Genomic DNA, 12,832 nt, shown 5'->3' with positions numbered 1-12,832 from the left:
AGAATTCTGAAATTCTACTGTTCCTAAAAAATACTCTTATCCATACTGTATATAATTTATAAAGACTTTTTATATTTCTTAAAGTAGGCTGAACTTGAAAAAATGAAAAAAGCACCAAAAATTATAAGAAATACTGCAGTAAAATATAGTTTCCCAATTAAATGCCATATTCCTATAGCTAACCATAGAACCCCTGAAATTGCATATAATATCCATGAACTTTTATTATCTATTGCTTTACTATTACACGTACCATCTTTTTTTATTTGCTTAATTCTAGAGCTATATGCTAAATAAGGCATAAAATTAAAGACAAATACAAATATATCAATTATCAACAATCCAACAATAATCAAAAATATAGGCTTAATGGCAACTAAAGAAACAAATAGCAACCCAATTAGTGCTATAGCTAGTATTAAAGAATATAAAGTCCCTTTTCTTGTTAGATTTCTTATACTTGTATATTTATCTATTTCTGATTCACAATCACTATAAATAGGTTTAGTTCCAGCTTGTGCTGAAAAAATGTGCATATAATTTTCTACAGAAACAATACGATTCCATCCTGCTTCTTTAAATATAGTGAAATATTCTTCATTTGCTTCTGTTTGGTAATCTAAGTTATATATTATATCTTGAGATTTATCTTTTCTTAGTTTATAGAAAAACCCTCCTACTATATCTTCTAATATCCAACCTTGCCTTGCATATTCTTTTAATTTTTCCATATCACTTTCTTCACTAAATGCAAACCCATTAATCATTACATATTTACTTTTCAAACATATCCCTCTTTTCTAACCCAAAAAATTTTCAGCAAATTTAATCATCTGCTTTTTACGTTCAATCTCTTTTATAAGCATTTCTCGTCCTTTATTGGTTATTTTATATATTTTTTTGTTTTCATCTGTGTCACAATTTAACTCCACTAAATCCGCTGCTAAAAGCTTTTTCAATGTTGTATAAAGTGATGCAGGACCAATAGTAACTTCATTATTAGTGAACTTCTCAATAGTTTTCATAATTAGGTATCCATGCTTTTCATCAACAACACTAGATAAAATATAAAAAGCAGAATCTGTTAATTCCCCTATATCAATAGAATCTTTTCTTGGCATAAAATTCTCCTTCATATATTATTTAATGATATATCATTTAATAATATATCATTAAATATAATATATCCATAAATGATATATTTGTCAAGTTTCTCTTTATTGCTTTGGTTATTTATATATTTTTATTAAAATATATAAATACACTGGCAAAAAATTTTCTTCCATAAACTAAATATTAATTAATAAAAAATATAACCACCTGTAAAGTAGCTATTTAATCTACTTACAGGTGGCTGTAGATATGTATGGTTAAGATGACCTTACCTTGCTATCATTTCATAATCCAAATTTAGTAAAAATCCCATTTACTTATGATATGGTTCTCCTTACCGTAAGTAAAAAAGTTTAGAATTCCCCACATACAATATAATTAACATTCTTTCAAATTCAAGTTTTAATTATATATTTTTATAAAAATAATCGATAAAAATAGTAATTATTTCTATGGATTACTTCTTATTTTATATTTTCTTCTAAGCTAGGCAATGCCCCTTTTAAATCATCTAATATTTTTTTAGTTAAAAAAGCCTCATTTGATCTTCAATTTTTAATCTAGAAGAAACAAGAATATTTGGTTCTTCTTCACTTCCTTTAATATGATTACTTCTCATATATTTTATACCACTTTTAAGTTTTGACTGAATAGTATTTAATACATAGATATTATCAAATCTATTATAAATAGCGTCATCACCTAGAGCAGTAAAGCAAATTAATTGCGTATTAGTTTTTTTAGCTATATCCATTAAAGGTTTTAGTAAATGTACAGAACTTGTTTGTGCAAAAGGATTATCCATGACCAGTACTTTTCCACTTTCTGATTTATTGAATATATCGTTACTATCTTTTCTTATATAACTTAATAAACTAGATAATATAACAAAGGCTGAAAGGAAACCTTCTCCCCCTGAATTTGTCGAAACTTCATTCCAACTTATTTGCCTTTGCTTATCCTCTTCAATTTTATATAGCTTAATATTTACACTGCTTACAGATACTACTTCATTGAATAAATTATAGTTTGTTATTCTATTACTTATAATATCTTCTATACTTTCATTTTTATTTAGAAGCACCAGCGCTTGGTCTCTTAACTGTTGCAAGTAATTTTTAAGTTTTAGCTTATAGATTTCTAAATTCTCCTCCCAATTAGGAACTTTAACATTAAGCATTTTTATATTTTTCTCTTTAATTGTAATGCTAGAGTTATTGTCTATTCTATCTAAGTTCTCATTAACTTCTTTTATATAATCAAGCATATTTTCTAATATTTTTAATTCTTCTTTATCTATCATCTCAATATCTTGAGAAAGCTTAAGCATCTGCATGCTAAATGACTCTTCATAAATTTTTAGTTGTTCTAGCATTTTCTTTGGAGTATCTGATAATTTATAAATAACAACTATTATATCTTTAAAACTTTGATCTTCGGAAAAAGTTTTTTTATTTGAAAGCTTGTTATCTATTTCTCTTTTAAATCTATTACTTAAATCTTTTTCTTCATTATTTAACTTTCTTAAATCACGTTTTCTTGAACCTACTTCACTATTTAAATTATCAAAATCTAATTGGACATCAATTTTCACCTTTATCTCCAACTCATCATGTTCACTTAAATTACCTATGTTAGTATCAAGTTTATTATTAAGCTTGTTTATATCACCCTTTTGTTTATTTGTATCCTCTAATTTTAAATTTACTTTTGCTTCAGCTTCATCATAATCTTTTATTATAATTAGATCTTTAGGCTTTAAATTTTCTTTCTTACACTCATCTAGAAGTTTTTTATATTTATGCTCAATATCTTTATCTACTTTTATTTGTTCTGATTCATTTTTTATTATTCTATCTTCTACAATTTTAACAACTTCTCTTTGCTTATTTATAAGATTTTCAACTTCATCCATTTTATCTAATGTATATTTTACACTTGTATAATCCACATCTACTAAATTAGATTTTCTAGCTTCACGAACCAATTCATCTGTTACTCTTTTATGTCTACTATTTACTCTTTTCATTGACTCTTCAATTTGTTCTAAGTTTTTATCGATACTGTCTTTCAGAACTCTATACTGAGCAAGTAAATCTTCCTTATCTTTATCAATAAATGTCCCTTGGGTAAATATATTAAAATCTTTTAATTCATTATTTAAATCTCTAGCTTTATTTCTTATGGAAGTCATAGTTTTAGTAACATCACAAACTTTGCCTTCCAAATCTTCTAGGTTCAATTTTAATCTACTATTCTCCCTATCATTAACCTTTATCATTTCTTCATTAACTTCATATTTTTCTTTATTACTTTTATAATCATGATACTCTTTTTTAAATTCCTTATATGCATTTCCTTTTCTATTAAGAAATTTAATTTTTTCAGATAATGTAACTTTATCATTTTCTAATTTAGAAATAATACTTGAAATATCCGATATCTCTATTTTTAAGCTTCTCAATTCTTCTTCTAAAGACTTTTCTTGCTTTTTAAACTCTTCTAGTTCTTCTTTTGTGCATTTATATCCTTCTTCTGATAGCTCTGAATAATAAATTAAATTTCTTTTATCTTCAAAAAAACTAATATCCTTATTAAGGCTTTCATCATTTTCTTCTAACTTTGCTAATTGAAGTTCTTTATTATTTATTAAGAAATTAAGTTCTTCTTCATTTATTAGTTTTTTATTAAATGAAACTAATAAATCTATCCCCTCTAATTGAATTACTCCGCTTTTGCTAAATTTAAATACACTATTAATACTCTCTCTTTTAACAATTATAATCGGTGTGGAAGTATATATTTTTAGTGGTTCTTTGCTTAAGATTTCAAAATCTCTTGAATCCATTATTAATGAATATGGTATAAAGGGGTTGTTATCAATTATCTTTAAATTTTCCTCTTCTGAATAACCATTTTTCTTTAGCCATTCCATACCATATACAATACTAATTCCTCTACTCTTTAGTTCCCCTTCTAATTCCTTAGGTAATTCTAAAAGTTTTCCTGTTTTAAGCATTGTAAGTTCTTCATTTAATATATTCATAGCTTTATTAACGTTATTTCTTTTTTCTTTAATTACATTAATTTTGCCATCAAAGGCTGAAACAATTTTCATCTTATCAAATAAGGAATGTTCCTTTAAATCAACGTACCTAATTAATTCTTTTCTCTTCTCTATCTCATTATTTAATTTATCTAACTCTTCACCTTTTAATTTAATACTAGCTTCAATAGCTGCTGCCTTTGTGATCTTATCTTCTCTTTTACCTTCTGCTATCTTTCTCTTTTCATTATTATCATCTAAAGCTACAATAATCTCTTTGAATTTTTTATTATACCCTTCTTGCAAATCATCAGTTTGTTTTTCTAAATTTAGTAAAGTATCACTTAAATACAAACCTTCTAAATTTCTACTTAACTTTTCTTTATAATCTCTATTAAATTTTTCTTCTTCCTTATTAAAACTATTAACCTTAGATAATAGTGATCCTTTTTTCTCCTTTAACGATTTAGCCTCTTCAATAATTTTGCTTATCTGTTTATTAGTTTCTTCTATTTCCACCTGATATAAATTACACTCTTTTTCTCTTTCTTCTATATTTATATCTAAACTTTTCTTATCCACTTCTATAATTTTTCTTATTGAAAAACCTATATCATCTAATTTAAATTGATTACTATTGTTTTCTTCTGTTAAATTCTTTTTTTGTATTTCTAACTCTTGTAGTTCTTGAGAAGCCTCAGTGTACTCCTCATAGTATTTGGCACAGGTTAATATATTTTTTTGCCTCTCTAATTCATTTACCTTAACTATTTCTCTTTCTTTATCACCTTTATATTTATCCAAGTCAATAGTTAACCCATTCTTTTTATCCTTTTCTTTGTAAATTTCTAAAGATAATCTTTCATATTTTATATCATTCAATTCATCTTGAAGCTGTCTTAATAGATTATCAAGTTTTTTTATTTCTTCTTCGTTATTTAGCCTCTCACTTTTTAAATATTCTCTAATATTTGCTATTTCATTTTCTAATTTTTCTTTGTCTTCTTTTATATTTATAAGTTCCTCTGCTGTTTCTTTTAATTCTTCTGCTATGCTATTAAATAGTTCTATTTTTTTCTTTTTCTCTAACTTACTTTTATTTTCTTTATATTGATTTATATATCCATTAGCTATAATCCTAAAATTTTTTATTCGATTTTCATCCTTTGTAAGCTTTTCTTCCACTGCTGGTAAAAACCATTCTTTTAATAACCCTTCAACATTTTTAGCCTTAGCAAATAATTCTGATAATCCTGATTCTTTTAAATTAATTTTGTGAATAATGTTTTCCCATTCTTTATAATTAATATTATAAGTTGATAATTTATTAAAGTATGATGTAGAGTTATAGGAATTATTCATATCATAGTATGAAAAGTTTCCATTACAAGACTTCTTTAAATCTTCAAAAAGTTTCTTTGCATTTGCATAACTTTTTATTCTCTTATTTCCATTAAGTTCTTCTATTAGTGTTAAGTTATCAATATCATTTTCATTTTTATACTTATACTCATGAATGAAATTTACTATATCCAAATTTTCTATAGTCTCTTCATCTAAAGAGCCTTCTTTTTTTCTAACCATCATCCCTGTTGTAACAAATCCCGCTTCATTATCTAATTCCCATTCAATTAATATGTAAGTAGGTACACTTTTTGTAAAATAACTCTCAAATTTTCTATCCTTTAAATCTCTATATTTTTTATGTACTAATGGAGCCATTATCATTTGAACTAGTACCGATTTTCCGCCACCATTTCTTAAATTGAACATAGTATCGTCACTATCTAAAAAGAATTTTAAATCATCAATCTTTATAGAATTATTGTTATAATTAAGATTTATTATTTTTATTTTATTAATCTTGCCCATCTATTTTCTCCCCTAAAGCTCTTAGTACTCTATCATAATTATTTTTATTTAATAGATTCCAATCCATAAAACTGTTTAACTTACCTGTTGTTTTTATAGTTTCATCTATTTGTATATAATCAATTAACCCTTGATTATCTAAAAACTTAAGTATTGTTGTTACAAATCCTTCTTTCGTTGTTTTAGATGCATTTCTCTTTTCTGAACTTTTCAAAGCTTCATATCTTTCCAATAAATCTCTGTAGTTAATTCCTTCATTATTTTCACTTTCTTTACTTACACCTTCTTCAAGTCTTTTACTTATTATATTTAGAAATTCTCCCACTCTAATATAGTCTCTACTCTGACTTGAAACTCCTTGTGCACCATAAAAGCTTACTAAAAGCGTTAATATAATGAATTGAGATAAATAGTAGTCCTTATTTACCGCTCCTGACTTGCATAATTCTTTTTTCAAATCACCCTTTGAATACCCAAGAAAATTATTTTCTTCTTTAGGCATTATGTACACTACCCCACCATACTTGTTAACTTCACATTCTGATGCTACCCCTAATTCCTTTACTAAGTCTGTTATATATTCATTATCAGAATATGCCTTGTATAATTCTTCTTCTTTATCGTCTAATTCACCATTTTTTATAAGATGATAAAATATCTTATTACTAATTTGTATATCTTCTATTGAATAGTCCATTATACATATCTCCTTACTAATTTAATTGAAATAAAATATTTGAACATATTAAATTTTTATAATCTCCCTTTTCATTTTTAAGTCCTAATATCTTTATATCTTCGCTATCTTCAATTTTTTCAACTCTTAATTCTTTTATATTTTTAAAAGTTGGCTCGTCATCTATAATTTCTAGAATACATTTATTTAATTGGAAATCAAGTTCATCATTTTCAATAGTACTTTCACGTTCTTTTCTTATTTCATCAATTATAATTATTCTATTTTTAAGCATTTCTATAATTACTTCTCTAAAAATATAAACATTAGGGATAAGTCTTCCCATTAATAAATCACTTTCCTCTAACAAACCTTTAATATCTTTTAATGATATAATATTTTTCTCTTTGGCAAGTTCTAAAATCACACTTATTACACCTTTGTATTTAGCTAGCTTTTCAAATTTTTTCTCCATTTCTTCTGCTACAAAGGCTTCTTCATCAAAGTAAATCACTTCATCCTGCTCTATCTCCTTACTTTTATTTATCATTTCATAAATTAAAGCTTTATTTATATTATAAATTTTTTCTGGTTCTTTAATAAATAATGGTCTTAAAAACATATCAATATCTTCAATTTTATTTAAATCCTTTAATATCTTTTCATAAACTTCTTTCTTTAAGTTAAACCTTTCTATTAAAGACATTTTAGAGATATTCTCAAGTTCTTTAGCATACACTTCTTTTAAATCAAAGTGACTTTTTAATATTTTTTGATCTTCATCTATAGTTCTACTAAGATACTCATATATTATTTTTAAATTTTTTAAATTAGATTTCTCTTGCTCATCAAGTTCCTTAACATTTATATCCTTTTCGGTAAATTCTTTGATTTTCTCATCTACATGATTTCTATGGGCAATATATTTTCTTTTGCTTGAATCAAGTAATTCTATATTACCTTCTGTTGTTCTCTTATACTCATCAATAGAATAGCTTAGTGGATTTTCTTTAATTTTCAAAATATCAGATTGTATTTTTTGTACCCTTCTCCTGAATTCTGTAAAAATATTCTTTATATCACCAACCGCTTTGTTGTAATCAGCCTTTCGTAAGTGCTCTCTAAAAATTATTTCATTAATAGTAAACTTCAAGTTCTCCTCTATTTCTAAGGTTGATAATAATAAAGAATATCCATCATCAGTTAGGCTGTAAGAAACTCTTCTAACTTCATCAACATACTCCATAGTATTTTTAACAAAACTAATATTTATATCTTCATATTTTGAATCCTTATAATTAAAAGCTTTGAAATACATAGCTCGCCCTTCATCACAAAGTATTACATTTACTATATAATCTCCTAACTGTTTACACTCTTCATATCCCATAGATTTTTTTAAATATAATGAATTAATTTCATCTATAAAAGTTGCTATATTGTCTAAAGTACATACTTCATCCCTTAAGGATTGCTCCATAATATATAGAAGTACAGAAAAAATCATATTATCTTGTTCATAACCTTCTTCGAATCCATACTTTTTCCATGTGCCTTTTGCAATACTATTTCTAAAAAGTTGTGAATAAGCTCCAATCTTCTTCATTCTTATGTGATTTGACTCTAAAAAATCTAAATGCATTTTGCCTCCTATAAATCTTTAATATTTAAGATTTCTTGTGGGATATATAAGTTATCTTCTAAAATGTTATGTATTCGGCTTTTATACCCTAAATTAAAATTTGCAAAAAATATATCTTGTATATTTCTATTCTGACCGTCTTTTGTTAAAGGCAACTCAAAATCTAAAACTTCTACCTTATCTATCATTTTGATATAGCCATTAACAAAAGGTTTAACATTATATTTATTACTAAAATATTTATAAAAACTCTCATATATAACTATTCCCTCATAATCTATATCACCTAAATACAATATTTCATTATCTCTACTTGAAACATGTTCTTCAACAGATATTTCAAAATCTTTAAAAGTTTTATTAATATTCTTTCCTTTACCATATACAACAGTTTTTATATCTTCTCCAAGTAAGGTTAAATTACCATTTATTAAATGTTTTCTAAAAGTATAATAGGTATCTTTATTTTCAATAATTAAAACTTTTTGTGGAATTTCTTTAGACGCAGAATAATATGCTAAAGGTTCAGAAGTATCGTAGTAATTTAGAACATTTTCATCTAAACCTAAATTTTTAAGAATAGTTTTACCATAACCCTTTTGTAAGAATTTTTCTTTTCCCCATATTTGAAATGATCTTTCATTCATAGAAATAGCATCTTCCAATAATTTTCTTTTAGTTAAAAAGAATTTATTTAATAGTAGAATATCTTCTCTATGTTCCTTATATTTCTTAATGTTTTTCTTATAATATGATGTATTAAACTCAATACTTAATTTAAAGTTAACTTCTTCTATTAAAGAACTATTATCATCCTCTTTACGAATAATTCTATATTTACTATGTAATGCTGGTTTCTTACCATTTAATTTGCTAGCTTCTACAGGCTTAATTACTCCATTAGCTGTCATTTCACATATTTTTTTATAAAGTTCATAGTAGTCGTTTACCTTTATAATTTTTGCTATTTCATCTAAAGTAATGAAATTAGCTTTAAATTCTTCTAAATCTCTCATAAAGACTTTTTTCCTTCCAAAATATATATTTTTACCATAAGTATAACATATTCTCATATATAATTTAATCCAATGACACTTTTAATATCATTGGCTTATTTTCATTCCTTTAATCATGTTTTTAATTTTGGTTCCCCATAGATATGCTTCTCTGTAACATATATAACGCTAACTTTTTTAAGCATTATTATTGAATAATCTGTTATGTTATTTATATAAGAATCCTTTATAATATTTCTAAATCGATATTATATTCTTCTCATGATTTAAAAGCCATTGCTTTCTATCTACGCCACCAGCATACCCAGTTAAACTTCCATTAGTCCCAATAACCCTATGACAAGGTACTATTATCCATATTTTATTTCTACCATTTGCACTTCCCACTGCCCTAACACTTTTTTCATTTCCTAACCTAATCGCTAAGTTCTTATAGGATAAGGTTTCCCCATAAGGAATCTTCAATAGTTCATTCCATACATTCTTTTGAAAATCAGTCCCATTTAGTGAAACCTCTAAATCGAATGCTTTTCTACTTCCTTTGAAATATTCATCTAACTGAGCAATAGTATTTTCTAATATTTCATTTGCTTTATTCATCACGGACTTTTCTTGCTCCACAAACATAACTGATAGTATTGAATCTTCAGAGCAAATTATTTCTAATATGCCAATAGGTGAATTATAATAACCATAATATTTTTCAATCATACAAAAACCTCCTAATAAATTTTTTATAATCTGTTATACTTTAATCTTATTTATACTATTTCTTTTTCTATACTCCTTAGGAGCAATACCTGTATTTTGCTTAAAATAATTATAAAAATTAGAAAGGCTTTTAAATCCTACATCGTATGCAATCTCTAAAATAGTATCATTACTTTTAATTAGAAGCTGCATCGCTTTATTTATTCTTAATTGTGATACATATTCGTTAGGTGTTAGTCCTGTATATTCTTTAAACAATCTTGTTAAATGACTAGTACTAATACCAAATTCCTTTGAAATAAACCTGAAATTAATTGGTTTATTATAATTTTGGATTAACTTTTCCTTTATTTTTTCAATTAATTCTCTATTCGGTTCAAAATTATGTTCCTTTATATCAGGCCTGCATAATTTACATGGTCTGAAACCTTCTTTCATAGCATCATCTACACTATTAAAAAACAATATATTCTCTTTCAGTGGTGTCTTAGCTTTACATGATGGTCTACAAAAAATACCTGTTGTTTTCACAGCATAGTAAAATAACCCATCATAATACTTATTACAACTTATTACTGCATTCCATTTTTCATCTTCAGATACTACTATGTTTCCTTGCATAATTACCACCTCCTAAAAGCATTTACATAATTATTATAGGGTTCTAACCTCATAACTAAACTTATTCTATATACATTCCTTACTTTCGTTATAACAATTAATAATGCCAATTTTATTCATAATTATAATTCCACTACTCGTAAAAGTTTATTTTATATTTTGATTCTAGCATTGCTAAAAGTACAAATCTTCCTGTATTTTGCTATCTAATTTTAAGTATTTTCACTAAGGTGTTTCAGGTCCCCAAACGAGTCTATATTTTTGAAACAGGTGTAAAAATCATGTATCCATCTTGTTTTAATTGATTATAACAATTGGATAAGTAATGTTAAAGCTTTTATTACTATTTACTTAGACCTCTTATATAATTCATAAATTTAATTTCCCATTGTGAATCTGAACTATATGCTTCATATTTATTATCTAAATAGTGTTTAATAATATAAAGCTCTTCCTTTGAAAGTGTTTTAAATAATTCTAAAGCTTCATCTTCCCAAAAACACAGGTTTAACACTTCCACTAGGTCACTTAAGCTATTAATCTCTTCTTTTACCATTGCAATCTTATCTGAAATAAATCTACAATCATTTATTTCCTTAATTAAATTACGTAACCTTTCATTATCCATAGTATCATTATCTATAAACTCACTTTCTTTTAAATCATCTTCATACTTAAATGATAAAAATATATTATCAATATTTCCTGTGGATAATCCTACTTCAATTCTAGGATAAATATTCACAGATGTTTTTTGGATATATTCTATCTTTTCATTATCAACTATCCCTAAAATATCACAGACACTCTTTACTGAGCTCTCTAACTTTACTAAAATTTCAGTTTTGGACAAGTTTCTAAAAATCCCTAACAATGTTTCTCTTTGCAATGCAGAAATCTCTAATGTTAATATATCCACCCCTAAAATATCAAGCCCTATGGCATTTGTTAGTATTGGTTCAAAAATATTAATTAATAGCTCTTTATAATTAGAGCAATAGCTATTTAGAATATAAATAATATTATCCTTATCAAAACATATGCAAAACTCATTTTCTATAAGTAGAGCTTTTAAGTATTCATTAATATATTCAATTCCCTGCAGCTTTTCTGATATGGGATTAGAAAGTTGATAATCTATGCTACAGTCTATCTTATGAGCGAAAAATCTATAGTCATATTTATTAAAAAATTTATCTATTTCATTTAATGTATCCTTATATGATATGTTTTCTATATTAGGTGAGCTTTTTCTAACTGCTTCTAATAATTTCTTTCCTCTCTCCATCAAAGAGGCTATTTTACTCCAAGAAGCTTTTAACAAGTCACTTATATCTTCTTCCATCAATAATTCCTTTGCGTTCATTATTTCTCTTAATTCTAATCCTAATGAAAAACAAATTGAATTAAGTAACTCTTCCGCTATTTCTATTGGAACTGATGTGCTATCACCCATTGTATATCGCTCAGTGCGCTTACCAAGTAAATTCCATATTTTAACCTCAATAAGCATCCTATCTTCTTCACTTATATTTTTATCTATTTGAATATTATCTGAAAACGCCATTAAACTCTTGTTGCTTTCTTCCATAATACCTCCTAAAATTCATGTCCGTACATATCTGTATCATCCACTTCATATCCATATCTTGTATTTCTACAAAGCTCTTCTAAAGTAGTTCCCCTTAAATATTCTAAAGAACCTTGACATTTTCCATCAAAATGTCTTTTCATAAACTCAATAAGTTCATCATCAGCTATCTGATCCATGGCTTCATTTTTAAAAAAATAGAAAGATTCTTGAATCTCCATTAATGTCTCTTTATAATTCTGTTGCATTATATAAGGAGAATCACAAAAAACTTCCACTAACTTTTTTAAAATTCCTTCAGAAAACTCAATTCTTCCTGTATCTTTTAATGACTTAAAACGATTCTCCACCAGCTCATTAATTTCTCCATCACATAAAGCTAACCCATATTTTATTGTTATTTCATTACACCCTTTTAACTCAATTGCAGCTTGTTTTTTCTGGAAATTTTGAAATGCTAAAGTCATATTTTTATCCACCATAATCACCTCTAGATACACAGTACTCCTAACTCTAACCCAACAGAAGTTTAGCACGTGAAGTT

The 12,832-nt window shown here is 25.9% G+C and carries 10 protein-coding genes; all 10 read right to left on the bottom strand.

Annotated features, from left to right (window positions below):
- Window positions 1-56: 56 nt before the first annotated feature.
- On the bottom strand, window positions 57-785 hold the full coding sequence (locus B3J31_RS15285; RefSeq protein WP_346867535.1) for a DUF2812 domain-containing protein: 729 nt from the start codon (window positions 783-785) through the stop codon (window positions 57-59).
- Between the two features lie 15 nt (window positions 786-800).
- The gene (locus B3J31_RS15280) at window positions 801-1,121 is read right to left on the bottom strand and encodes a PadR family transcriptional regulator (RefSeq protein ID WP_156964363.1); all 321 of its coding nucleotides are present in this window, start codon (window positions 1,119-1,121) and stop codon (window positions 801-803) included.
- Window positions 1,122-1,639: 518 nt separating this feature from the next.
- On the bottom strand, window positions 1,640-6,031 hold the full coding sequence (locus tag B3J31_RS15275) for a hypothetical protein (RefSeq protein ID WP_346867534.1): 4,392 nt from the start codon (window positions 6,029-6,031) through the stop codon (window positions 1,640-1,642).
- Complete coding sequence (locus B3J31_RS15270; RefSeq protein WP_346867533.1) at window positions 6,018-6,728, bottom strand: DUF6063 family protein; 711 nt, start codon at window positions 6,726-6,728, stop codon at window positions 6,018-6,020. Before B3J31_RS15270 ends, B3J31_RS15275 begins: the two co-directional genes overlap by 14 nt.
- A 16-nt stretch (window positions 6,729-6,744) precedes the next feature.
- Complete coding sequence (locus B3J31_RS15265) at window positions 6,745-8,349, bottom strand: hypothetical protein (protein WP_346867532.1); 1,605 nt, start codon at window positions 8,347-8,349, stop codon at window positions 6,745-6,747.
- 8 nt (window positions 8,350-8,357) lie between these two features.
- Window positions 8,358-9,365 (bottom strand): Wadjet anti-phage system protein JetD domain-containing protein, encoded by a 1,008-nt coding sequence (locus B3J31_RS15260; RefSeq protein WP_346867531.1) that lies wholly within the window; start codon window positions 9,363-9,365, stop codon window positions 8,358-8,360.
- 237 nt (window positions 9,366-9,602) lie between these two features.
- Window positions 9,603-10,076 (bottom strand): methylated-DNA--[protein]-cysteine S-methyltransferase, encoded by a 474-nt coding sequence (locus B3J31_RS15255; protein WP_346867530.1) that lies wholly within the window; start codon window positions 10,074-10,076, stop codon window positions 9,603-9,605.
- Between the two features lie 33 nt (window positions 10,077-10,109).
- A complete protein-coding gene (locus B3J31_RS15250) occupies window positions 10,110-10,697 on the bottom strand; it encodes a bifunctional transcriptional activator/DNA repair enzyme AdaA (RefSeq protein ID WP_346867529.1) in 588 nt (195 codons plus the stop codon).
- A 343-nt stretch (window positions 10,698-11,040) separates the two neighbouring features.
- Window positions 11,041-12,288: a DUF6179 domain-containing protein gene (locus B3J31_RS15245; RefSeq protein ID WP_346867528.1), complete on the bottom strand. Its 1,248-nt coding sequence runs from the start codon at window positions 12,286-12,288 to the stop codon at window positions 11,041-11,043.
- 8 nt (window positions 12,289-12,296) lie between these two features.
- Window positions 12,297-12,832, bottom strand: a 536-nt coding sequence (locus B3J31_RS15240) for a DUF6323 family protein (protein ID WP_346874187.1), incomplete at its 5' end; no start/stop codon positions are given.

Origin of the sequence: Clostridium sp. UBA5988 (genome assembly GCF_002435615.1) — a bacterium.
Taxonomy (GTDB): Bacteria; Bacillota; Clostridia; order Clostridiales; family Clostridiaceae; genus Clostridium_J; species Clostridium_J sulfidigenes.
The sequence above is the reverse complement of the archived record's forward strand: the minus strand, read 5'-3'. Positions and strand labels throughout refer to the sequence as shown.